21 protein-coding genes are annotated in these 22197 nt (G+C 45.9%); 17 read left to right on the top strand and 4 right to left on the bottom strand.

Going from position 1 to position 22197, the window contains the following annotated elements; all coding sequences use genetic code 11:
• The first annotated feature begins 13 nt into the window (after positions 1-13).
• Positions 14-355 carry a cytochrome c gene (locus LZG75_RS11870; RefSeq protein ID WP_233923421.1) on the top strand — a complete coding sequence of 114 codons (342 nt, stop codon included), beginning with the start codon at positions 14-16 and terminating at the stop codon, positions 353-355.
• Positions 356-394: 39 nt separating this feature from the next.
• Here the strand turns inward: LZG75_RS11870 and LZG75_RS11865 are convergent, their stop codons facing one another.
• The gene (locus tag LZG75_RS11865) at positions 395-1021 is read right to left on the bottom strand and encodes a GntR family transcriptional regulator (RefSeq protein WP_370635177.1); all 627 of its coding nucleotides are present in this window, start codon (positions 1019-1021) and stop codon (positions 395-397) included.
• Positions 1022-1129: 108 nt separating this feature from the next.
• On the opposite strand from LZG75_RS11865, the gene scpA reads away from it, so the two are divergent.
• Genes scpA through LZG75_RS11825 form a run of 8 tightly spaced genes read left to right on the top strand, consistent with a single transcriptional unit; the run spans position 1130 to position 10250 of the window.
• On the top strand, positions 1130-3328 hold the full coding sequence (scpA, locus tag LZG75_RS11860) for a methylmalonyl-CoA mutase (protein ID WP_233937637.1): 2199 nt from the start codon (positions 1130-1132) through the stop codon (positions 3326-3328).
• A 6-nt stretch (positions 3329-3334) separates the two neighbouring features.
• The gene (gene meaB, locus LZG75_RS11855) at positions 3335-4366 is read left to right on the top strand and encodes a methylmalonyl Co-A mutase-associated GTPase MeaB (RefSeq protein ID WP_233923423.1); all 1032 of its coding nucleotides are present in this window, start codon (positions 3335-3337) and stop codon (positions 4364-4366) included.
• 21 nt (positions 4367-4387) lie between these two features.
• Complete coding sequence (locus tag LZG75_RS11850; protein ID WP_233937636.1) at positions 4388-5920, top strand: acyl-CoA carboxylase subunit beta; 1533 nt, start codon at positions 4388-4390, stop codon at positions 5918-5920.
• Positions 5921-5950: 30 nt separating this feature from the next.
• Positions 5951-7975: an acetyl-CoA carboxylase biotin carboxylase subunit gene (gene accC / locus LZG75_RS11845; RefSeq protein ID WP_233937653.1), complete on the top strand. Its 2025-nt coding sequence runs from the start codon at positions 5951-5953 to the stop codon at positions 7973-7975.
• 28 nt (positions 7976-8003) lie between these two features.
• Positions 8004-8486 carry a VOC family protein gene (locus LZG75_RS11840; protein WP_233923425.1) on the top strand — a complete coding sequence of 161 codons (483 nt, stop codon included), beginning with the start codon at positions 8004-8006 and terminating at the stop codon, positions 8484-8486.
• Positions 8487-8496: 10 nt separating this feature from the next.
• Positions 8497-9204: a tRNA (adenosine(37)-N6)-threonylcarbamoyltransferase complex dimerization subunit type 1 TsaB gene (tsaB, locus tag LZG75_RS11835; RefSeq protein ID WP_233923426.1), complete on the top strand. Its 708-nt coding sequence runs from the start codon at positions 8497-8499 to the stop codon at positions 9202-9204.
• A 24-nt stretch (positions 9205-9228) separates the two neighbouring features.
• A complete protein-coding gene (rimI, locus tag LZG75_RS11830) occupies positions 9229-9705 on the top strand; it encodes a ribosomal protein S18-alanine N-acetyltransferase (RefSeq protein WP_233923427.1) in 477 nt (158 codons plus the stop codon).
• Positions 9702-10250, top strand: a complete 549-nt coding sequence (locus LZG75_RS11825; protein WP_233937635.1) for a hypothetical protein — start codon at positions 9702-9704, stop codon at positions 10248-10250. Before rimI ends, LZG75_RS11825 begins: the two co-directional genes overlap by 4 nt.
• A gap of 51 nt (positions 10251-10301) precedes the next feature.
• Here LZG75_RS11825 and lplT read toward each other — a convergent pair whose 3' ends face one another.
• Positions 10302-11621, bottom strand: coding sequence for a lysophospholipid transporter LplT (lplT, locus tag LZG75_RS11820; protein WP_233923429.1), 1320 nt, complete (start codon positions 11619-11621; stop codon positions 10302-10304).
• A 56-nt stretch (positions 11622-11677) separates the two neighbouring features.
• On the opposite strand from lplT, the gene alr reads away from it, so the two are divergent.
• Positions 11678-12787: an alanine racemase gene (gene alr, locus LZG75_RS11815; RefSeq protein WP_233937652.1), complete on the top strand. Its 1110-nt coding sequence runs from the start codon at positions 11678-11680 to the stop codon at positions 12785-12787.
• A 4-nt stretch (positions 12788-12791) separates the two neighbouring features.
• Here alr and LZG75_RS11810 read toward each other — a convergent pair whose 3' ends face one another.
• A complete protein-coding gene (locus tag LZG75_RS11810) occupies positions 12792-13571 on the bottom strand; it encodes an outer membrane protein assembly factor BamD (protein ID WP_233937651.1) in 780 nt (259 codons plus the stop codon).
• 89 nt (positions 13572-13660) lie between these two features.
• Between LZG75_RS11810 and LZG75_RS11805 the strand changes: the two genes are divergently transcribed.
• The 7 genes from LZG75_RS11805 to LZG75_RS11775 all read left to right on the top strand — a co-directional run bounded on the left by LZG75_RS11805 (position 13661) and on the right by LZG75_RS11775 (position 21344).
• Positions 13661-14683, top strand: coding sequence for an RluA family pseudouridine synthase (locus tag LZG75_RS11805; RefSeq protein ID WP_233923430.1), 1023 nt, complete (start codon positions 13661-13663; stop codon positions 14681-14683).
• Complete coding sequence (pgeF, locus tag LZG75_RS11800; protein ID WP_370635409.1) at positions 14684-15529, top strand: peptidoglycan editing factor PgeF; 846 nt, start codon at positions 14684-14686, stop codon at positions 15527-15529.
• 106 nt (positions 15530-15635) lie between these two features.
• Positions 15636-17273, top strand: coding sequence for a class I poly(R)-hydroxyalkanoic acid synthase (phaC, locus tag LZG75_RS11795; RefSeq protein WP_233937634.1), 1638 nt, complete (start codon positions 15636-15638; stop codon positions 17271-17273).
• 104 nt (positions 17274-17377) lie between these two features.
• A complete protein-coding gene (locus LZG75_RS11790; protein ID WP_233937633.1) occupies positions 17378-18118 on the top strand; it encodes a 3-ketoacyl-ACP reductase in 741 nt (246 codons plus the stop codon).
• Positions 18119-18171: 53 nt separating this feature from the next.
• Entirely contained in the window at positions 18172-18729 is a 558-nt protein-coding gene (gene phaR / locus LZG75_RS11785) for a polyhydroxyalkanoate synthesis repressor PhaR (protein ID WP_233923433.1), read from the top strand.
• 2 nt (positions 18730-18731) lie between these two features.
• Entirely contained in the window at positions 18732-20090 is a 1359-nt protein-coding gene (gene rimO / locus LZG75_RS11780) for a 30S ribosomal protein S12 methylthiotransferase RimO (RefSeq protein WP_233923434.1), read from the top strand.
• A 69-nt stretch (positions 20091-20159) separates the two neighbouring features.
• Positions 20160-21344 (top strand): acetyl-CoA C-acyltransferase family protein, encoded by a 1185-nt coding sequence (locus LZG75_RS11775; RefSeq protein WP_233923435.1) that lies wholly within the window; start codon positions 20160-20162, stop codon positions 21342-21344.
• A gap of 1 nt (position 21345) precedes the next feature.
• On the opposite strand, the gene serB is transcribed toward LZG75_RS11775, so the two are convergent.
• Complete coding sequence (serB, locus tag LZG75_RS11770) at positions 21346-22155, bottom strand: phosphoserine phosphatase SerB (protein WP_370635183.1); 810 nt, start codon at positions 22153-22155, stop codon at positions 21346-21348.
• Positions 22156-22197 lie beyond the last annotated feature (42 nt).

The raw sequence follows: 22197 nt of genomic DNA, 5'->3' as shown, positions 1-22197 counted from the left end.
TAAAGGTTTGTTTATGAAATTTATAGTTATCAGCCTTCTTTTTCTTGCCAGCATGGGCGTAGCCTCGGCAGCGGATATTGAGAGCGGGAAAAAATTAGTTGCTGAACGTAACTGTGCCGCCTGTCATGGCCCCGATTTTTACACCTCGATTGCACCGACTTATCCTCGTCTGGCTGGGCAGCATGAAGATTATCTGTACTACGCTTTACGCTCGTATCAAGTTGAGACGAATGCGAACTTCGGACGTAAAAATGCCATCATGGGTTCTCAGGCCAAAGGCTTGACCGAGCCACAAATGCGCAATATCGCCGCTTATTTGGCCTCTTTACCTGGTCCATTACTCGTAAAAAAATAATTGATTTAGGCCCTAATAAACTGGGGCGGCAAATACTAATTAGCGGCTAGCTACTAGGCCTTGTGCTAAATGCGCGCGCATAGCTTTGGCTGCTAGTTCGCCATCACGTTGCAAAATAGCTTTGAGGATGTTGCGATGCTCGAGTAATGAATTTTGGAGGCGCCCGGTTTGATCTAAGGAATTGCGACGTTGTAGCTTCAGTACCTTGCGTAAATCGGCGATGACCCCCGTCATCCATGGATTAGCGGTAATTTCGAGTAAAAGCTCATGAAATTGCACGTTTATTGCAAAGAATTGCTCTAAATCGCGATCGGCAGCAGCCTTTTCCAGCTTTAAATGCAGATCATCTAAGCGATTGAGGTCACTTTCGCTGGCCTTGAGGGCTGCTGTTTTAGCGGCTTCCCCTTCTAAAAGCGAGAGCACCGTAAAGATTTGCGCTAAATCGGTTTGATGTACTTCGGTAACGTACGCCCCCCGCCGTAACTTCATGGTAATTAAACCCTCAGCAGCCAGCACTTTAATGGCTTCCCGCATGGGGGTGCGGCTAATTCCATACTCTTCAGCGAGGCTTTGTTCGTCTAGCCAGCTACCCGGGGCAAAGTCGTGAGCAAAGATTTGGGTTCTAAGTCGTTCTGCGACTTCTTCATATAATGGCCGTGAATTCATTTTTGTATTCATAATTATGTATACAATAGCTAGACAGGAGGACATTTGTCAAGCACAATTACACCATTAGTTGCTTTAATCAGTAAAAAGGCTAAATAGGAGCCATTAATGAGTAAAGATCGTAAATCTGGGCGTAAATCGCCGCAAACTACCGCTAGCGCTTGGCCTGGCAGGGCTAAGCCCAGCCTAGAGGAATGGCGTAAATTAGCTGAAAAATCGGCACCAGCGGGCCAAGTTGATCAACTGGGCTGGCAAACCCCTGATGGCATTCACCTGAAGGCCTTATATACCGAGGCCGATGTCCGCGACCTCCCGTTTAAAGATTCATTGCCAGGTTTTGAGCCCTTTATACGTGGGCCACAAGCTACGATGTACTCGGTGCGACCATGGACAATTCGCCAATACGCAGGTTTTTCTACGGCGGAAGATTCCAACGCCTTTTATCGCAAGGCGCTTGCTGCAGGTGGTCAGGGTATTTCAGTGGCATTTGATTTAGCCACCCATCGTGGCTATGACTCCGATCATCCCCGCGTTACCGGTGATGTAGGTAAAGCCGGAGTGGCAATCGATTCAGTTGAAGATATGAAAATTTTATTTGACGGAATTCCCCTCGATACAGTTTCTGTGTCGATGACGATGAATGGCGCAGTGCTACCTATTTTGGCGGGCTACATTGTTGCTGGTGAAGAGCAAGGCGTGAGTCAGGCAGAGTTATCTGGCACGATTCAAAACGATATTTTAAAAGAGTTCATGGTGCGTAATACGTATATATATCCGCCTGAACCATCGATGCGCATTATTGGTGACATTATTGAGTACACCACTTTGCACATGCCGAAATTTAATTCGATTTCTATTTCGGGTTATCACATGCAGGAGGCAGGCGCCAATCAAGTTCTGGAGTTGGCCTTTACTTTGGCAGATGGTAAAGAGTATGTTAAAACGGCGCTGGCCAAAGGGCTTGATATTGATGGCTTTGCGGGGCGCCTGTCATTCTTTTTTGCGATTGGCATGAACTTTTATTTAGAAGTTGCTAAGTTAAGGGCAGCGCGCTTATTGTGGTGGCGCATGATGAAAGAATTTAATCCTAAAAATCAGAAGTCATTAATGCTTCGCACCCATTGCCAAACTTCAGGTTGGTCCTTAACCGAGCAAGATCCTTATAACAATGTAGTGCGCACTACGGTTGAGGCTATGGCTGCTGTCTTTGGTGGCACCCAATCCTTGCATACCAATTCTTTTGATGAAGCCATTGCTTTACCATCTGCTACCTCAAGCCGTATTGCTCGAAATACGCAATTAATTTTGCAAGAAGAAACGCATATAAGTAGCGTAATCGATCCTTGGGCTGGATCCTATTTAATGGAAAGCTTGACTCAAGAAATGGCTGATAAGGCCTGGGAAATTATTCTTGAAGTGGATGCCCTCGGTGGCATGACTAAAGCGGTTGAGAGCGGTTGGGCAAAACTGAAAATTGAAGCGGCTGCTGCTGAGAAACAAGCCAAAATAGATTCTGGCGCCGATGTTATTGTGGGCGTAAATAAATATCAATTACCTGAAGAGGACTTAGTTGATGTTTTGATTATTGATAACGATAAGGTGCGCAATAACCAACTTGAGCGCTTAAAAAGCGTAAAAGCTAAACGCGATAATACGCAGGTTGTCTTGGCGTTGGCTGCGTTAACAAAGGCGGCAGAAGAAAATTCAGGTAATTTATTAGCTTTAGCAGTTGCTGCGGTACGCTTACGCGCGACTGTTGGTGAAGTTTCTGATGCTTTAGAACAAGTTTACGGGCGCCATCGCGCCGATACGCAAAAGGTGACCGGAGTGTATGCAGCTGCTTATGACTCAGCCGAGGGCTGGGAAAAACTAAAAGTCGAAATTAATCAATTTGCTAAAGACGTGGGGCGTCGCCCGCGCGTGATGATTGCCAAACTGGGACAAGATGGCCATGATCGTGGCGCCAAAGTAGTTGCTACGGCCTTTGCTGATTTGGGCTTTGATGTTGATATTGGCCCTTTATTTCAGACGCCAGAAGAATGCGCCCGGCAAGCGATCGAGAATGATGTGCATGCCTTAGGCATTTCAACTTTAGCGGCAGGCCATAAAACTTTGGTGCCTGCCATTATTGAGGAATTAAAAAGACTTGGTGGTAGCGACATTATTGTGTTTGTAGGTGGGGTCATTCCGAAGCAAGATTATGAATTTTTGTATGAAGCCGGCGTGAAGGGCATATATGGGCCAGGCACGCCAATACCGGCATCAGCCAAAGACATACTTGAGCAAATTCGGCAGAGCTTAACTTAAGACACCATGTCTGCCAATTCTTCGCTGCTGGCTGCCGATCAAGCTTTAGTCGACGCTATTATTGCGCCGCCAAGTGCTGCGCAGCGTCGGGCTCTGGCCAAAACGATTACTTTATTGGAATCGACACGTGCTGATCATCGAGCGCGGGCTGATGGCATTTTAAATACCTTGTTACCGCACACGGGTCGGTCATTTCGCTTGGGTATTTCAGGTGTTCCTGGGGTAGGTAAATCAACTTTAATTGAAATCTTGGGCTTATATTTAATTGCGCGTGGTCACCGCGTAGCTGTCTTGGCAATTGATCCTTCATCGAGCTTGTCAGGTGGGTCGATCTTGGGTGATAAAACCCGCATGGAAAAATTATCGGTGCATGAGCAGGCTTTTATCCGCCCCAGCCCTTCGTCTGGCACGCTCGGTGGTGTAGCCGAAAAAACCCGCGAAGCCCTTTTGGTTGCAGAAGCTGCTGGCCATGATGTGGTCATTGTTGAAACTGTTGGAGTAGGTCAAAGCGAAATTGCTGTGGCTGGGATGACCGATTTATTTTTATTATTGCAATTACCGAATGCTGGTGACGATTTGCAAGCGATTAAAAAAGGCGTGATGGAATTGGCTGATTTAATCGTGATTAACAAGGCTGATATCGATCCTGATGCAGCCCAGCGTGCGCAGGCTTTCATTACGAGTTCTTTACGTTTATTAGGGTTTCAAGGAAACCCCGACCATGCGACCCATGCGAAAGATTCTTGGCATCCATTAGTGATGACGATGAGTGCTCTACATAGCCAAGGGGTGCCAGAGTTATGGGCGCATATTCAGCATTTTCAGCAGTTACAAACTGCTAATGGAAAGTTACAAGCTAGACGGCAGGCACAAGCTGGGGCCTGGATGTGGGAACGGATTGATGCGGGCCTCAAGGCCAGCTTCCGTGAGCATGTCGCAGTACAAGCTGCATTACCAGAAATGGTTGCGGCGGTTAATCAAGGCACCATGGCAGCCTCGGTAGCAGCGCGACGCTTACTGGAATTGTTAGCAAAATAACCCTTTATTAAGGAATTTTTTATGCAAGAAATTATTGAACAACTCGCTGCTAAGCGCGAACTCGCGCGTTTAGGCGGGGGTCAAAAACGCATTCAAGCGCAACACGCCAAAGGCAAACTAACAGCGCGCGAACGAATTGAACTATTACTTGATGCCGGCAGTTTTGAAGAGTGGGATATGTTTGTTGAACATCGCTGCCACGATTTTGGAATGGGTGAGCAAACCGTGCCCGGCGATGGTGTGGTGACGGGCTACGGCATGATTAATGGGCGTTTGGTATTTGTGTTTTCACAAGACTTTACTGTGCTTGGCGGCTCTTTATCTGAGGCGCATGCCGAAAAAATTTGCAAAATTATGGACCAAGCGCTAAAAGTCGGCGCACCTGTTATTGGCTTAAATGATTCTGGTGGAGCCCGAATACAAGAGGGTGTGGCCTCTTTAGGAGGCTATGCAGAAATTTTTCAACGTAATGTCACCGCTTCCGGCGTCATTCCCCAGATTTCGCTCATTATGGGGCCCTGCGCAGGCGGTGCGGTTTACTCACCAGCTTTAACCGATTTTATTTTTATGGTGAAAGATAGCTCGTACATGTTTGTTACAGGCCCTGAAGTAGTGAAGACCGTTACGCATGAAGATGTGAGCGCTGAAGAATTAGGGGGGGCTTTAACTCATTCAACAGTTTCGGGAGTTTGTGACTTAGCCTTTGAAAATGATGTCGAAGCCATCATGATGTTGCGGCGATTTTTTAATTATTTATCTCTCTCCAACCGCGAAAAACCACCTATTGTGCGCTCGGCCAAACGCAATGAAGAGCCCGACTATTCACTCGATACCCTAGTGCCAGCGAATCCAAACCAACCTTACGATATGCACGAATTAATTCGAAAAATTGCTGATGATGGCGAGTTTTTTGAATTGCAACCCGATTTTGCAAAAAATATCATCATTGGCTTTGGGCGGATGGAAGGCCAAACGATTGGTATTGTGGCTAACCAACCCTTAGTTTTAGCAGGCTGTTTAGATATTAAATCATCCATCAAGGCAGCACGGTTTGTACGCTTTTGTGATGCTTTTAATATCTCCATTGTGACCTTAGTAGATGTGCCTGGTTTTATGCCGGGTACTGCTCAAGAGTATGGCGGCATTATTAAGCATGGCGCTAAATTACTATATGCCTATGCCGATTGCACAGTACCAAAGGTTACCTTAATTACCCGTAAAGCATATGGTGGCGCTTACGACGTCATGGCTTCAAAACATTTGCGCGGTGACGTGAACTTCGCTTGGCCTTCAGCAGAAATTGCAGTAATGGGCCCCAAAGGTGCGGTAGAAATTATTTTTCGCGAAGAAAAGGGCGATGTTAATAAAATCAATGCGCGTGAAGCCGAATACAAAGCTAAATTTGCTAATCCATTTGTTGCAGGACGGCGTGGCTATATTGATGACGTCATTTTGCCTCACGAAAGTCGCAAGCGAATTGCACGTTCGCTGATGATGTTAAAAAATAAAGAATTACTGAATCCGCAGCGTAAGCACGGCAATATTCCGCTGTAAGCCTAAGGTAAATTCATCATGACTAAAAAAATGTTTAAGAAAATTTTAATTGCTAATCGGGGCGAAATTGCCTGTCGGATTATCAGTACGGCACAGCGTATGGGCATTAAAACAGTAGCCGTTTACTCAGCCGCGGATCGCGAATCAAGGCATGTGCGGATGGCCGATGAGGCTGTTTTTATTGGTCCTGCGCCATCACGTGAATCCTATTTATTAATTGAGCGCATTATTCAGGCCTGCAAAGATACTAGCGCTGATGCAGTTCATCCAGGATACGGTTTTTTATCCGAGAATGCCGAATTTGCTGAGCGCGTGGAAGCTGAAGGAATTACTTTTATTGGTCCAAAATTTCCGGCGATTGCTGCAATGGGCGACAAAATTGCCTCAAAAAAACTGGCTTTAGCTGCGCATGTTAATACGATTCCTGGTTACAACGAGGTGATTGAAAGCCCAGAAGAAGCGGTCAAAATTGCTCAAGACATTGGTTATCCAGTCATGATTAAAGCCTCCGCCGGAGGTGGTGGTAAAGGTCTGCGGGTAGCACACAATGATGCGGAGGTGCTGACTGGGTTTGTGACCTGTAAAACTGAAGCTGCCAATAATTTTGGTGATGATCGGGTATTTATTGAAAAATTTGTGGTTGAGCCACGGCATATAGAAATTCAAATTCTGGGCGATGCCCATGGCAATGTCGTGTACTTATGGGAGCGGGAATGCTCAATTCAACGTCGTCATCAAAAGGTCATCGAAGAAGCGCCATCCCCATTTATCAGCGCGGCAACCCGCAAGGCCATGGGCGAACAAGCGGTTGCTTTAGCAAAGGCAGTGCAATATCAATCTGCCGGTACAGTTGAATTTGTGGTTGGTGCCGACCAATCTTTTTATTTTTTGGAAATGAATACCCGCTTGCAAGTAGAGCACCCTGTTACCGAAGCCATTACGGGGCTTGATTTAGTTGAGCAAATGATTCGGGTGGCGGCGGGCGAAAAATTGGCTTTTACGCAAGCAGAAATTCAACTGAATGGCTGGGCGATGGAATGTCGAATTAATGCCGATGATCCATTTCGTAATTTTTTACCTTCTATTGGACGTTTAGTGAAATATCGCCCGCCTGAAGTAGGCAACGGTGTAAGAGTAGATACTGGCGTTTTTGAGGGTGGTGAAATACCAATGTATTACGACTCAATGATTGCTAAGCTAATTGTTCATGGCGCCAATCGGCAAGAAGCCATTGAAAAAATGCGCAGCGCCTTAAATGAATTTGTGATTCGGGGAATTCATTCGACTATTCCATTTCAGGCTGCCTTATTTCAGCATCCACGATTTGTTTCAGGCGATTTTAATACCGGCTTTATTGCTGAGGAATATCCCAATGGTTTTCATCCCGATTCAGTTCAACCGCAGGACCCCTACCTTTTTGCCGCGCTAGCTACATTTATGCGCCACCGCTACCTCGAGCATATTCAACTAATCGACGGCCAATTAATTGGTCATGAAATGGTGATAGCTAAGCGTTTTGCGGTCGTTACTGGTAAGCGTGTGGGGGCAAGCGATGATCAATACATTTTACCGACACGCATTGAGCTTAAAGAGGGCGTATATACACTGTATGTAGATGGCGCGAATGGCTTAAGCCGCTACGATATAGCGAGCCAATGGCGCCCTGGCGCAATTTGCTTGCGCGCCACCATTAATGGCACCCGTAAGTTAACTGCACAAGTGGAACGTCGCGGGGTTGGTTACCATTTGGTCTTAGATGGCGCCCAGTATGCCTGTATGGTTTTAAGCCCCTTTGGCGGAGAAATGCAACAGCGCATGCCCATTAAGGCTTTGCCAGATACCTCTAAAATGCTCTTCTCGCCAATGCCGGGTTTATTAACTCAAGTTGCGGTTAAAGTGGGTGACTCTGTTATCGCAGGTCAAAAGTTAGCAGCGATTGAGGCCATGAAAATGGAAAATACTTTAGTCGCTGCGCAAGACGGCGTCGTTGCCGAATTGTTGGTTAAGCAGGGCGATAGTTTGTCGGTTGATCAGCTGATTATGCGCTTTGAATAAGGTTGAATTATTAATTGAGAAAACCAGAATGTCTACAGTAAAACAACGCCCATTCCAAATTTTAGGGGTACAACAAATTGCCATTGGAGGTAGCGATAAAAATAAATTACGGCATCTCTGGCTTGATTTATTAGGCTTGCAATTTAAAAATTCCTTTGTGTCGGCACGTGAAAATGTCGATGAAGATATCTGCGCAATTGGTAGTGGTACCAATACAGTTGAGGTCGATTTAATGCAACCTCTCGATTTTGAAAAAAAGCCAGCAGTTCAACAGACGCCATTAAATCATATTGGCTTATGGGTCGATGATTTGCCCTTGGCGGTGCAATGGCTTGAAGCGCAGGGATTGCGCTTTGCCCCCGGTGGAATTCGCGCAGGCGCAGGAGGACATGACATCATTTTTATTCATCCCAAAGCGAACGATGCCTTTCCCTTTAGTGGGGAAGGTGTTTTAATCGAATTGGTACAAGCTCCTGCTGACGTTATCCAGTCATTTAGAGTTGCAGTTTAATGGCTTACGCATGCGCATCTTAGCAATTGAAACTTCAAGTGCATGGTGCTCGGTGGCCTTAGCATTGAATCAACACACTGTTTTGCAGCGCCATGAACACCTAGGCGCGGCTGCAAGTTTGCATTTATTGCCCTGGATAAATACGCTACTGCAAGAAGCTGAATTAGAATTAGTTGAGATTGATGCCATTGCTGTTGATATTGGCCCTGGTGCATTTACGGGAGTGCGTTTGGGCATTGCTTGCGTACAAGGCTTGGCTTGTGGTGCTCATATACCCGTTATATCGGTAATGAGTTTAGATAGTATTGCTTGGCAAGCTCTGCAGCAGATGAATTTACTGAGTCATAATGCCGATCAATTTTTAGTGATTTTAGATGCGCGGATGCATGAAGTCTATTGGGCTAAATATATTCTGCAAGATGGTTGCCCAGTACGCTTAACTGCACCTCAATTAGCTTTGCCAAGTCAGATAGCGCTTGAAGACATTGCTTGGGTCGTTGGCAGTGGGGTTCATTTATGCAGCGGGGCAGTGCAAGCACTTGCTTATAAGACGGAAATTAGCGCTCATGCCTTAGGTGTTTTAGGCTGCGCGAGGCCCCAACTGACTGCAGGCCTACAACACGATGTTCGCTTGCTAGAGCCTTTATATGTGCGTAATAAGGTTGCTTTCACCAGCGCCGAACGCGCTCGTAATGCATTGCCTGCTGCTGCCCAGTAGAAATGTTTTTTAGCGAAATACAGTATGGCTAATTTGGCTTTTCGAGCGATGCAAAAAGATGATTTAGAGCGGGTTTTGACTCTTGAGCTCGAGTCGCACCTGCATCCGTGGACACGGGGAAATTTTACCGATTCGTTAGCAGCGGGCCATTGGGCTTACTGCATCGAGAGTGATACTAGTAAGGAGTTATTGGCTTACTTTATTTTATTTCCGGCAGTAGATGAGTTGCATCTATTAAATATTACGGTGAATCCGGCGGTACGTCGACGCGGTATTGGCACACGGTTAATGGCGTCAATTGAAAATATTGCTCGACAAAGTCATTGCCAACGTATTATTTTAGAAGTGCGTCCGAGCAATACCATAGCTCTGCAGTTATATGCCCAGGTAGGCTTTTTACTCATTGGACAAAGAAAGCAGTATTACCCACTAGACCCACAATTGGGTGAACGCGAAGATGCTTATGTATTAGCAAAATCGCTTAAAATCAATACCCTATGACCCAAGCACGTTCTGCCTACCTAAAAGAAATGGGCGTATCTGAGTGGCTTGCTCGGGATACCATTACCCCGACCTCACAATCTGCTGAGTCCAACATGCAACCGCTGGCAACTTTATCCAATGCAGTTACCTCGCAAACTGAGCCACAATTTCAATGGTGGTTTTTTGGTAAAACAACAGAGGGTGATGAGGCGATCTTATTTAATCAATGTCTGCGCGTCTTAGGCTTAAGTGCCAATGAATGGCGCTGGTTTCGTCTCGATGGTAAGCAGCTGCTCGATCCAATTACAACTACCGTACCAACCTACCCATTGGTTGCAGTGGCCTTTGGTGCAATGGCTGCGCAAAGCCTTAGTGGTGAGAAAGAGCCGCTTTTACAACTACGCGACATTGTTCTTACGCTTACTAGTGAGGCTAATGAGCATGCTTTTGAAGTGCCTTTAATTGCCAGCTTTGAAATAGCCCATTTGCTGGCCCGGCCAAAAGATAAGGCTTTACTGTGGAATGACTTGTTATTAGCGCATTCGGTTTTGCATAATTTGTAACCAGCGGTGAATAACTGCAGCGCGACTGCAGCGCCTTTTTCGGGCCTTACTTTAGTGCTTGGCCTCGCCAATTAAATGTAAGGAATCGTATTCGGCTTGATTGGCCGCATGTCGTCTTATGACTAGCCACATAATGAGACTAACACTAATACCAAAGCCCACAATCATGATTGGCACTGGGACATCGAGCCAAATTAATAATGCGTAAATTAATAACATTCCTAGGACTGATAAATTTTCATTAAAGTTTTGCACTGCTATAGAATGGCCCGCCGACATTAACACATGGCCCCGATGCTGTAAGAGGGCGTTCATTGGCACCACAAAATATCCGGCTAACCAGCCCACTAGAATTAAAAGTAAATAGGGCGGTACTAAATTGAGGGTGATATTGAGTTTGCCAATTTGCAACAAGCTAGTTGCAGGCAGCATATCAGCGTTATAAAAAGCCATGGTGCAGACGACTAATCCCATGGCGATACCATGAGGCAAGACGCGCAAAGATTGTTTGAGGGGAACCTTCCACGCCGCATAGACTGCGCCACCCGCCACGCCAAAGGCCGATATGGCTTGCAAAATTGCGCCTTGTGACAGATTCATATTTAAGGCAACTTGCGCCCATTTCAAAACAATAAATTGCAGGGTTGCGCCGGCGCCCCAAAATAAGGTCGTAACCGCGAGTGAAATTTGCCCCAAACGATCATCCCAAAGTGTTTTAAAGCATTTTGCAAAATCAACAACGAGTTCAATAGGATTGGTTTTTTGTTCCCGATATTTCACTCCCGTATCGGGAATACGCAGATTGATTAAGGCGGCAATAACATAAATGAGCATAATAACTAAGATCGCTGATTCAGCCGGTGTATCAACCGAGGTAGTAATAAAGGGCATATCAAAACTGAGTAAATCGGTAGAAACTGTTCGACTTATTAAGATGCCGCCTAAAACAGTGCCTAAAATAATTGAGCTGACAGTTAAGCCTTCAATCCAGCCATTTGCAGCGACTAATTTTTCGGGAGGGAGTAGCTCAGTTAAAATTCCATATTTAGCTGGTGAATATGCTGCTGCACCTAAACCAACGATGGCATAAGAAAGTAAAGGATGGCTACCAAATAGCATGGTCACGCAACCAATAAATTTGACCGTATTAGTAATAAACATGACGTTGCCCTTGGGGCGAGAATCAGCAAAAGCACCCACAAATGCAGCAAGGACAACATAGGAGAGGACAAAAAATAATTTTAGTAAAGGGGTCATCCAGGCTGGTGCGTGTAATTGAGCCAAAAGCGCAATTGCAGCAATAAGCAAAGCATTGTCGGCTAGCGATGAAAAAAACTGTGCTGCCATGATGATGTAAAAACTACGGTTCATTCGTACAATCGTTTTATTAGTGTTGGTTAGATTAGATCATGAAAGGAGTTCACGTTATGGGGCGACCTATTTTGGCAACTATGGATACCCATGCCTTGCGCCATAATTTAACCCGCGTTCGTGAACTTGCCCCTCAAACCTGGGTTTGGTCAGTTGTTAAGGCAGATGCCTATGGCCATGGCTTTGCTGCTGCTGTGCAGGGTTTATCGTTGACTGATGGCTTTGCCTTGCTCGATTTGCAAGATGCGCGTCACTTACGAGAAATGGGTTGGCAAGGCCCGATTTTGCTCTTAGAAGGGGTATTTTCAGTGGCCGATTTAAGGCTGGCATTTACCCTTGACTGCACTTTGGTGGTGCACACAGAAAGCCAAGTGGCCGCACTTGAGGCCTTCGATTTAACTCAACATCAAGCTAAACCAAGGCCCATTTATTTAAAAATGAATACCGGCATGAATCGTTTAGGCTTTAATACCAACGACTATCGCATGATGTATCACCGTTTACATGCAGCTGGATATCACGTTCACCATATGACCCATTTTGCCAATGCTGATCGGGTCGATTGCCTGCCCTCGGTAGGTGCACAGTACGACTTATTTAACGAAACCATTACTGGTTTAGCTGGCGATACATCGACAGCAAATTCAGGGGCAATTTTGTGGCACCGAACCGCCTTAGGCAACTGGGTACGGCCTGGAATCATGTTGTATGGGGCATCGCCCACAGGGCGTTATGCCGACATTGCCCATGCACAGTTGCAACCCGTGATGCGCTTAAGCTCGGAAATTATCAGCATTCAAACAGTCAAAAAGGGGGCCAGAATTGGGTATGGTGGCCGCTATACGGCACCAGAGAATATGCGTATTGGCGTCATTGCCTGCGGTTATGCTGATGGCTATCCCCGTAGTGCAGTTGATGGTACCCCTGTTTGGGTTGCAGATGCCGATGACACGGGTAAGGGTGTGATTTGCCCCTTGGCAGGTCAAGTTTCGATGGATATGCTTACCATTGACTTACGCGCTGCGCCGCAAGCACATATCGGCAGCGTGGTTGAGTTATGGGGCCATGAAGTACCCGTCGATGAGGTAGCACAAAAGGCCGGCACCATTGGTTATGAATTGCTCTGCGCCTTAGCGCCACGCGTTCCAGTGCAGGTGATTAGATAGGGGCTTATTTATTCCAGATTTGCCACCAGCGAGCTTCTTTTTTGGCACGGGAACCCGTTTCTAAAATATCACTATTAGGAAAATTTAAATGAAATACCCGCGTGGCATCAGTGACTAATTCTGTCATACCCAATTTTTCATACGACTGAATTAATAAGTAGAGGGCTTCTTCAACCGCGGGCGCACGATCATAATCACGAATAACTAATTGCGCTCGGTTTGCCGAAGCTAAATACGCACCGCGATGAAAATAAAATCGCGCGACAGTAATATCGCCTTCAGCTAAAGAGTTTACGATGTAGCGCATACGGTCAATTGAGTCGGCAGCATATTTACTATCGGGAAAGCGGGTTGCAACTACTCGAAAGGCTTCAAAGGCTTCGCGCGCCGCTTTCGGATCACGTTCGCTCAGCTCTTGTCCAGTAAAGCGACCCATGAAGCCAAGGTCATCATTAAAACTAATTAACCCTTTTAAATAGTAGGCATAGTCTAAATTGGGGCTACCTTGGTAGAGCTTAATAAAACGATCGATGGCAACTGAAGCCTGAGCTTGTTCACTGGCTTTCCAGTAACAATAAGCCGCATTAATTTGGGATTGCTGTGAATAAGCGCCAAAGGGAAAGCGAGCCTCTAGTTTTTCAAAGTACTTGCCACACTTATCAAAATCACCATCTTTTAACTTAGCATTCGCCTCTGAATAGAGCTTATTTTCCGACCAGCCATCGGTTTCATCTTTTGGGGTGCTACTACAGCCACCCAAGATGAACGAGCTGAGTGCCATCATCGCTAGCAAGGTAATCAGCAATAGCCGAGGTCTAGCCCGTAAACTAGGGGCTAATTGAGCTAAATTCACTGCGAGAGGGTACTTCAACCGTGGCATTGCCGCAAACTCCGAATTCCAATGGGATTGATTATATCGATGATGAGGATTTCATTGCTTTTGAAATTCCGTGGGACAGTGCAGGCGCACGTCTTGACAAAATGCTGGCCATTACCTTAACTGATTATTCGCGTAGCCGCTTACAAACTTGGGTTGAGGCTGGCGCCGTAACCGTTGATGGCGAGGTGCGTAAAGCGCGCTATCTATTGAAGGGCGGCGAGACAGTGCGAGTCTATCCCCAGGAGATGCCTGAGCAACATGCTTTTGCAGCAGAAAACTTGCCGTTACAACTGCAGGTCGTTGACGAGAGCCTCCTTGTAATTAATAAACCCGCTGGCTTAGTGGTGCATCCTGCGGCAGGCAATTGGTCTGGCACTTTGCTTAATGGCTTACTTTTTCATTATCCAGAGCTTAGTCATTTACCCCGCGCTGGTATTGTGCATCGCTTAGATAAAGATACCTCGGGATTAATGGTCGTGGCTCGTACCGCTATTGCCCAAACTGCTTTAGTACGGCAATTGCAGGCCCATTTAGTTCATCGGCACTACTTGGCCTTGGTTTGGGGCGTTGCGCCAGCTTTAGGCAAAATTGCCACGCCCATTGCGCGCGATACTCGCGATCGGTTGCGAATGGCGGTAGTCGGCAAAGATCAAGGCAAAGCGGCCTTAACGCATTTTCGACGCTTGGCTCAAGGCACTTTTATGGGTAAACCCGTTGCCTTGCTTGAGTGTCGGCTAGAGACCGGCCGAACCCACCAAATTCGGGTCCATCTTGAATCAATTGGGCTACCCTTATTAGGCGACCCCATTTACCGCAAACAACTTCATCATCTGGCGAAAGAATTGCCCTTTCATCGTCAAGCCTTGCATGCGTATGCCCTTGGACTACAACACCCACAAACAGAACAACTGTGTAATTGGTTTCAAGCCCCACCTAATGATTTGCTGGAATTACTACAACTAGTCGAAATTGACGCTAGCGCCTTACCCACTGCCGCTGCTCTGGAGGCAAAATAAATGATGAGGCTTGACGCGAGCGAAAAATTACCAGCGGCTACCTTTCAATTTTTAGAATCATTACCAATATTGGTGCCAAATTGGCCAGCACCTGCTTCGGTGCGGGCCTTGGTAACGACCCGCGCGGGTGGGGTTAGTTCAACTCCTTACGCCGAGTTGAACTTAGGCGACCATGTGGGAGATGAGCCTCTACAGGTTGCTGAAAACCGTGCTCGTTTGCGGCAATTACTGCCCAATGACCCCGTTTGGCTTCAGCAAGTGCATGGTACGACGGTCTGGCAATCTGGCGCACTTCATCAAGCAGACGCTGCGATTAGCGCCGAACTAGAGCAGGTCATTACAGTGTTAACGGCCGACTGCATGCCAGTGCTATTTTGTAATCGGGCGGGCAATTTAGTTGGGGTTGCGCATGCTGGCTGGCGAGGCTTATGCGCGGGGGTGCTTGAAAATACCGTGCAAGCACTTGCTGAAAAATCACGGCTACTAGGTCAAACCTTAGCAATGGAAGATATTTTGGTTTGGCTTGGTCCCGCTATTGGCCCTAGTTGCTTTGAGGTTGGCAATGAAGTACGCGAGCAATTTATTGCTGCGGCAGAATTAACCGGGGCAAATCTTCCGCTTGAGGCCTTTCAAGCCATACCAAGTAAGCCGCAAAAATATTGGGCTAATTTATATCAATTGGCCCGTATGCGGCTACAAAATTGTGGCATTCATGCAATTTATGGTTCTGAGTGTTGCACCTTTACGCAACCAGACCATTTTTTTTCACATCGGCGCGATGGGGTTTCGGGGCGCTTTGCCGCGCTAATTTGGCTTACAGTGCCTAAAAAAACGCTTAAGAGGTAAAAATAGTCAAGCTAGGGTTAGTGCCGATAACCCTTAAGCCATATTCCGTTGAGAATGAGCCTTAGATTTATAAGAAATTGACTTAGGAAATTGACTTAGGAAACCGATGTTAGCCACTGCCCATTCGGGGAAATCCCCAACGCTTTCTCCTCAGCACATGGCCCTCATTCCGCCCGAGCGCTTAACTGAAATTCAAAAAAACTATTTTGATGAGGTAAGCCAATTCACTGCAGACCCAATGGCGTTTCCTATTAGTGATCGACGTTTCAAGGGTAAGGCTTGGGAATCGGGCTGGAGCCGCTCGATTGTAGGTATGTATTTAATTAACTCAAAACATTTACTAGCATTAGCCGATGCAGTTGAGAGTGATGCCAAAACTAAACAAAGAATTAATTTTGCCACCTTGCAATTAATCGATGCTTTATCACCAGCTAATTTTGTGGCTACTAACCCAGAAGTGTTAGAAAACATTATTAATACTCAGGGCCAATCGATTCAGAATGGGATTTTAAATTTGCTTGCCGACTTAAAAAAGGGCAAAGTTTCTCAAACCGATGAAACTGCTTTTGAGGTTGGTAAAAATTTAGCCCAGTCTGAAGGCGCGGTCATTTTTCGATGTGACTTATTCGAGTTAATTCAATATAAGCCTCTAACTGACACAGTATACGAGCGGCCTTTTTTATTGGTGCCACCCTGTATTAATAAATTTTATATTTTAGATTTGCAGCCCGAAAATTCGGTGGTACGGTATTTGGTGAGTGAGGGCCATACTGTTTTTTTAGTTTCTTGGAAAAATCCTGATGATTCAATGCGCCACACCACGTGGGATGACTATATTGGTAAAGGCGTGATTAAAGCGATTGAGGTAACTAAGGCAATTGGCGCAATTGAGCAAATTAATTTATTGGGTTTTTGTGTTGGCGGTACTTTAGTTGGCAATGCTTTGGCAGTTTTAGCAGCGCGCAAAGAAAATCCTGTAGCCAGTGTGACTTTATTAACTACCTTGCTTGATTTTTCGGATACCGGAATTCTCGATGTCTTTATAGATGAAGGCATGGTTGAGATGCGCGAAAAATCGATGGGTGGTCCAGAGGGGGGGTTGTTGTCTGGTCGTGATTTAGGTAACACTTTTTCATTTTTACGCCCCAACGATTTAGTTTGGAACTACGTCGTCGACAATTATTTAAAAGGCAATTCGCCGCCACCATTTGATTTGCTCTATTGGAATGGGGATTCAACTAATTTACCGGGTCCAATGTACAGTTGGTACTTACGGCATACTTATTTGCAAAACGAATTAGTGAAGCCTGGCAAACTAACAGTATGCGGCGCAAAAATTGATTTAGGCAAAATTACTTGCCCAGCATACATCTTTGCTTCGCAAGAAGACCATATAGTTCCGTGGCAATCGGCTTATAGTTCGACGCAAATTCTTGGGGGTAAAAATCGTTTTGTCTTGGGGGCGTCAGGCCATATTGCTGGGGTAATTAACCCCCCTGCAAAAAAGAAACGTTACCATTTTTTAAATAATCAATTGCCTAAAAATGCCGAGGCATGGTTAGCTGGAGCCAAAGAAGTGCCAGGCAGCTGGTGGCCCGATTTTTCAGCATGGTTGACTCAATTTAGTGGGGCACGCAAACCTGCTAGCAATCAATTTGGTAATGCTCTCTACAAAAAACTTACTGCTGCACCAGGTGAGTATGTGAAGGAAAAGGCGCAGGTCATTGATGAGTCATTTTTTTAAGCTATGCTAAATTAAACCTACGGGCTAATTTAAATAATAAATTTAAGAATGGGTTTAATCGTTAGTTTTAATTTGTTGTTAATACAGATTTTTAAGGAGACGTAATGTCGCAAAAGATAGCTTATGTAACAGGTGGGATGGGCGGCATTGGCACGGCTATATGTCAGCGCTTAGCTAAAGATGGCTATAAGGTCATTGCTGGTTGTGGGCCAAACTCGCCGCGTAAAGACCGCTGGATTGGGGAGCAAAAGGTGCTGGGTTATGACTTTGTGGCTTCTGAAGGTAACGTAGCCGATTGGGCAAGCACAGTTAGTGCTTTTGAAAAAGTGAAGGCCGATGTCGGTCGGGTAGATATCCTGGTCAATAATGCCGGCATTACCCGCGATACGGTTTTTCGTAAAATGAATCCCGATGATTGGAAAGCGGTAATCGATACCAATTTAAATTCCTTATTTAACGTTACTAAGCAAGTGATTGACGGCATGGTTGAAGCGAATTGGGGACGGATTATTAATATTTCATCGGTCAATGGGCAAAAGGGACAGTTTGGACAAACCAATTATTCAACTGCAAAAGCGGGTTTACACGGCTTCACAATGGCCTTATCGCAAGAAGTTGCCAATAAAGGTGTGACCGTTAATACAGTGTCGCCAGGGTATATTGCAACCGATATGGTGAAGGCTATTCGTGAGGACGTGCTGGAGAAAATTGTTTCTGCCATTCCGGTGAAGCGCCTTGGTTTGCCGAATGAGATTGCCTCTATTTGCGCTTGGATTGCCTCGGAAGATGCTGCTTTTGCCACTGGCGCTGATTTTTCTCTGAATGGCGGAATTCATACGGGCTAGGCTAAGCACGCTACACTAGCCCTTATGTTAGAAATGGACGCAAGGAAAATGGTATGGTTGCACGTTTGAAACGAGCCGGCGAAGAGCGGCTGATAAAGAAATATCCCAATCGACGCCTGTACGATACGCAAACTAGCGCATATGTCACCCTAGCTGATATTAAAGATCTGGTGATGGCTAGTGAGGCGTTTAAGGTGGTCGACGCCAAAACTGAAGATGATTTAACCCGCAATATTTTGATGCAGATTATTTTAGAAGAAGAAGCGCTTGGCGAGCCAGTATTTTCAAGTCAAATGCTCTCGCAAATTATTCGTTTTTATGGCCATTCAATGCAAGGTCTGATGGGTAATTATTTAGAAAAAACCCTTGAATCCTTTATGGACATTCATAATAAATTAAATGATCAATCGAAAGTGGTACCAGGTGTAGGTAGCGAAGCTTGGGCACAAATGATGAATTTGCAAAATCCCTTAATGCAGGGCTTAATGGGCAATTACCTCGATCAGAGCAAAGAGTTATTTATTAATATGCAAGAACAAATGAAGGGCTCACAAAATTTATTTGGCGGTTTTCCCTTTGCCCCAAGCGCCAAACCCACTGACAAAGAATAGTTGTGTCGAGTAAGGTAGGGTTTATTTCCTTAGGATGCCCTAAGGCGCTAGTTGATTCTGAATTAATTCTTACTCGCTTGAGTGCCGAAGGCTATGAAACCGCCAAGGACTATGCGGGCGCTGATTTAGTCATCGTCAATACCTGTGGCTTTATTGATGCGGCCGTAGAGGAAAGTTTAAATGCCATTGGCGAGGCCTTAGCCGAAAATGGCAAAGTCATTGTTACGGGTTGCTTAGGCGCACGTAAAAATGCCGATGGTAGCGATTTAATTCAAAGCATGCACCCCAAAGTACTAGCGGTTACTGGCCCCCATGCAACTGAAGAAGTAATGCAAGCCATTCATTTGCATTTACCCAAACCCCACGATCCTTTTATTGATTTAGTGCCCGAGATTGGTGTGAAGCTCACACCAAAACATTATGCATATTTAAAAATTTCTGAAGGCTGTAATCATCGCTGCACCTTTTGCATTATTCCTAGCATGCGCGGAGACTTGGTTTCCCGACCAATTGGCGAGGTCTTAAGCGAAGCAGAGCGTTTATTCGCTGCGGGCGTTAAGGAATTATTAGTGGTATCTCAAGACACTAGCGCCTATGGCGTTGACATTCAATATCGGACGGGCTTTTGGGATGGTAAACCGCTTAAAACTCGCTTATTCGATTTAGTCGCAGCACTCAATCAATTGGCGCGAAGGCATGAGGCTTGGGTACGACTGCATTACGTCTATCCCTATCCTCATGTTGATACGATTTTGCCCTTAATGGCTGAATTTGCTGAATCTGGTTATGGCGTGTTGCCGTACTTGGATATTCCTTTTCAGCACTCACATCCTGAGGTTTTAAAACGGATGAAGCGGCCGGCGAGCGGGGAAAAAAATCTGGAGCGCATTCAGGCTTGGCGGGCGGTTTGTCCTGACTTAATTATTCGCAGTACTTTTATTGCGGGTTTTCCTGGCGAAACGCAAGCTGAGTTTGAGCATTTATTAGATTTTCTAGATCAAGCGCAAATTGATCGAGCCGGTTGTTTCGCGTATTCTCCCGTAGCTGGTGCTCTAGCCAATGAATTAATCAATGCGGTACCCGAGGCAGTGCGCGAAGAACGGCGTAGCCAGTTTATGGCACGGGCTGAAAAGATTTCGATTGCTAAGTTACACAAGCTGGTGGGTCAGCGCCTGCGTATTTTGGTTGATCGGGTCGATGGCAGCGGGGGCATTGGCAGAACCGCAGGAGATGCCCCCGAAATTGATGGCTTGGTCAAAATCTTGCCGGTCACTAAAGCGTCTAAACGCTATCGGGTAGGTGACTTTGTACGCGCTACCGTGCTGCAGACCCAAGGACATGATTTGTTGGTAGAAATATAAAAACTTGGCAAATTGATTATAAGAGCGATAATAATGGGGATAAACAGTGATAAATAAGGGGAATTCAAGATGAGTCGGGATGTCGTCGTATTAAGTGCAGCGCGCTCTGCAATTGGCAGTTTTGGTGGTGGTTTAAGCAGTTTTGAGCCAGCCGAGTTAGGCGGTATTGTCATGAAGGAGGCAATTGCTCGTTCTGGCGTTAATCCGAAAGAAATTAATTACGTAACGGTTGGCAATACTATTCCCACAGATAGCCGCTATGCCTACGTGGCACGGGTTGCAGCAATTCAAGCGGGTTTACCGATGGAATCGGTGGCCATGGCTCTCAATCGTTTATGTAGTTCAGGCTTGCAAGCCATTGTGACAACGGCGCAAGCGATTATGTTGAATGATTGCGATTACGGTATTGGCGGTGGTGTAGAGGTGATGTCGAGAGGCATGTATGGCTCGCCAGCAATGCGCAGTGGCGCGAGAATGGGTGACAGCAAAATGCTCGACCTGATGGTGGCGGTATTAACCGACCCCTTTGGTGTAGGTCATATGGGCGTGACTGCTGAAAATTTGGTGGAGAAGTGGAAGCTAACGCGTGAGGAGCAAGATGCCTTGGCGGTTGAATCGCATCGCCGGGCTGGCATTGCAATTAAAGAAGGACGATTTAAATCGCAAATTGTGCCAATTACCATTAAAACTCGTAAAGGGGATGTGGTTTTTGATACCGATGAGCATTGCAAGCCAGAAACAACGATGGAAACCTTGAGCAAAATGAAAGCTGTTTTTAAAAAAGAAGGGGGTTCTGTTACTGCCGGAAACGCTTCAGGCATTAATGATGGAGCAGCCTTTTTTGTGTTAGCAGCAGCTGAAGCAGCGGCTAAGGCTGGCCATAAGCCAATGGCGCGTCTGGTTTCCTATGCTATCGCCGGCGTACCTAACGAAATTATGGGTGAAGGCCCCATTCCAGCAACCAAAATTGCGTTACAACGTGCGGGCTTGAAATTAGATCAAATCGATGTGATTGAATCGAATGAAGCATTTGCTGCGCAAGCCTTAGCGGTAACCAAGGGTTTAGGTTTAGATCCAGCAAAAACCAATGTGAATGGCGGCGCAATTGCTTTGGGTCACCCAATTGGTTGCTCGGGAGCGGCCATTGCAACTAAAGCGCTTTATGAGTTGCAGCGGGTGAATGGAAAATATGCTTTAGTTACGATGTGTATTGGTGGTGGACAAGGAATAGCAACCATTTTTGAGCGCATGTAATTTAGCGCAATAAAGCCAGAGCAGCATCTAAGCCGACTCGGTCAAAAGCCGCGTCGGCTTTTTCTTTTACTAATGGTTTAGCGCGATAAGCAATGCTCAGCCCTGCGCCAGCCATCATTAGCAAATCATTAGCACCATCGCCAATTACCATAGCTTGCGTTTTATTGCAGCCCAATGTTTGGCAGACTTGTTCGAGACAGTGAGCCTTACCAGCGCCGTCAATAATATTACCCAATACCTTGCCCGTAAGAAAACCGGCTTGAATTTCTAAGCTATTTGCGTGAGCTTGATGAAAACCTAAAGCGTGTTGTAATTTATTAGTAAAAAATGTAAAGCCACCAGAAACTAGTAGGGTATGTAGGCCTAATAGTTTAGCTTGGGCAATGAGTTCGGCAGCGCCAGGGTTGGGTCTTAAGCGTTCGCGATACACCGCTTCTAAAACAGCTTCTGAGACACCTGCTAATAAGGCGACTCGTTGTTGCAAACTGTCGCTAAAGTTCCTAATTTCGCCCCGCATCGTGGCTTCGGTAATTTTGGCTACAGCCGCTTTTTGACCTGCAAAATCAGCAATTTCATCTATACATTCAATATTAATTAAGGTCGAATCCATGTCGATGGCCAATACCCGCAATTGTGCTGGATCAAAGTGAGCGGGCAAGAGGGCCATATCGGCCTGAAAGTCGTTTAGTAATGCCCGCAATAGGGGGCGTTGCTCTGCAGATAAGACTTGATCGAGATGCCAAGACTGCACAGTTAATGTTGCGCTATTAGCTTGCTTTAAAGGTTTAATCTGTATGCCCCGTTCTTGCATCCATTCGTTTACTGCGAGATCGAATGCCAATGGCAACACTTG

It is taken from the genome of Polynucleobacter sp. IMCC30063, assembly GCF_021395235.1.
GTDB lineage: Bacteria > Pseudomonadota > Gammaproteobacteria > Burkholderiales > Burkholderiaceae > Polynucleobacter.
This window is presented reverse-complemented; position numbering and strand designations above follow the sequence as displayed.

Bases quoted from the DNA above. Each gene is read 5' to 3' on its own strand.
- LZG75_RS11870 (WP_233923421.1), top strand. From the start codon at position 14: ATGAAATTTATAGTTATCAGCCTTCTTTTTCTTGCCAGCATGGGCGTA.
- LZG75_RS11865 (WP_370635177.1), bottom strand. From the start codon at position 1,021: ATGAATTCACGGCCATTATATGAAGAAGTCGCAGAACGACTTAGAACC.
- scpA (WP_233937637.1), top strand. From the start codon at position 1,130: ATGAGTAAAGATCGTAAATCTGGGCGTAAATCGCCGCAAACTACCGCT.
- meaB (WP_233923423.1), top strand. From the start codon at position 3,335: ATGTCTGCCAATTCTTCGCTGCTGGCTGCCGATCAAGCTTTAGTCGAC.
- LZG75_RS11850 (WP_233937636.1), top strand. From the start codon at position 4,388: ATGCAAGAAATTATTGAACAACTCGCTGCTAAGCGCGAACTCGCGCGT.
- accC (WP_233937653.1), top strand. From the start codon at position 5,951: ATGTTTAAGAAAATTTTAATTGCTAATCGGGGCGAAATTGCCTGTCGG.
- LZG75_RS11840 (WP_233923425.1), top strand. From the start codon at position 8,004: ATGTCTACAGTAAAACAACGCCCATTCCAAATTTTAGGGGTACAACAA.
- tsaB (WP_233923426.1), top strand. From the start codon at position 8,497: ATGCGCATCTTAGCAATTGAAACTTCAAGTGCATGGTGCTCGGTGGCC.
- rimI (WP_233923427.1), top strand. From the start codon at position 9,229: ATGGCTAATTTGGCTTTTCGAGCGATGCAAAAAGATGATTTAGAGCGG.
- LZG75_RS11825 (WP_233937635.1), top strand. From the start codon at position 9,702: ATGACCCAAGCACGTTCTGCCTACCTAAAAGAAATGGGCGTATCTGAG.
- lplT (WP_233923429.1), bottom strand. From the start codon at position 11,621: ATGAACCGTAGTTTTTACATCATCATGGCAGCACAGTTTTTTTCATCG.
- alr (WP_233937652.1), top strand. From the start codon at position 11,678: ATGGGGCGACCTATTTTGGCAACTATGGATACCCATGCCTTGCGCCAT.
- LZG75_RS11810 (WP_233937651.1), bottom strand. From the start codon at position 13,571: ATGATGGCACTCAGCTCGTTCATCTTGGGTGGCTGTAGTAGCACCCCA.
- pgeF (WP_370635409.1), top strand. From the start codon at position 14,684: ATGATGAGGCTTGACGCGAGCGAAAAATTACCAGCGGCTACCTTTCAA.
- phaC (WP_233937634.1), top strand. From the start codon at position 15,636: ATGTTAGCCACTGCCCATTCGGGGAAATCCCCAACGCTTTCTCCTCAG.
- LZG75_RS11790 (WP_233937633.1), top strand. From the start codon at position 17,378: ATGTCGCAAAAGATAGCTTATGTAACAGGTGGGATGGGCGGCATTGGC.
- phaR (WP_233923433.1), top strand. From the start codon at position 18,172: ATGGTTGCACGTTTGAAACGAGCCGGCGAAGAGCGGCTGATAAAGAAA.
- LZG75_RS11775 (WP_233923435.1), top strand. From the start codon at position 20,160: ATGAGTCGGGATGTCGTCGTATTAAGTGCAGCGCGCTCTGCAATTGGC.
- serB (WP_370635183.1), bottom strand. From the start codon at position 22,155: ATGCAAGAACGGGGCATACAGATTAAACCTTTAAAGCAAGCTAATAGC.